This is a genomic window from Peloplasma aerotolerans (genome assembly GCF_030012175.1).
GTDB lineage: Bacteria > Bacillota_I > Bacilli_A > Acholeplasmatales > Acholeplasmataceae > Peloplasma > Peloplasma aerotolerans.
In genome coordinates this window covers 1-762 of sequence record NZ_JASCXW010000087.1, presented here as the reverse complement: position 1 = coordinate 762, position 762 = coordinate 1, and the positions used below count along the sequence as shown (strand labels likewise).

At 29.4% G+C, this 762-nt stretch carries 1 protein-coding gene; it reads left to right on the top strand.

Annotated features, from left to right (window positions below):
- Positions 1-411 precede the first annotated feature (411 nt).
- Entirely contained in the window at positions 412-573 is a 162-nt protein-coding gene (locus QJ521_RS09670; protein ID WP_282840278.1) for a helix-turn-helix domain-containing protein, read from the top strand.
- Positions 574-762 lie beyond the last annotated feature (189 nt).

Here is a 762-nt window from a genome sequence, read left to right as displayed (position 1 = left end):
AAAGAAAAATAAGAAAAGACATTGAGGGTATAATAAATTGAGATTTTAATTAAAGTAATTTTTCTTGGTACTACAACTGTAAAACTCAGGTTTATTAGCATTTATAAAAAAATTTCGATAGAAGATTATAATATAATTTTTATGGCGAGCTTAGATTATATCGTCTTAAAAATTAGTTATTTAATTTTTATTTATGATATAATATCATGGTATCATTACACGCATGGATTTCAAACGTGGTTTAGTATATTTTATCTAGTCGTTTCAGAAAACTCCCTCTTCAAAGCATTCAGTGGTAGATGAATGAAACTAACTTTTTATCTTTAAAAATATCTATAATTAACAATCCCTCGTATATCATTACATGATATATTATAAGTATAAATTATCGATGTAAAGGGGGTGGGCAACGTGAATGAAACCATGAAAGGTTATGTCTATAGACTGAAACCTACAATTAGACAAATCAATCTGATCAACCAAACTTTTGGTTGTGTGAGAAAGATGTGGAATCTACTCCTTTTAGAACGAAAGTCCATCTATGAACTTTACGGAAGTATCCTGAGTTACTAAACAGTCATCAGTATATGAATCCTAAAACCATTAAGGAACAATTTCCTTATATGTATGATGTCGACTCTCAAAGTTTGACTACTGCATTATGTATCTCTACGAGTTGAGTATGAAAATATGACTTTGAGCGATAAAACATTTGAAAAAGCAATTGGACTAGACTATATACACTGCAAGGTCTCTATATGG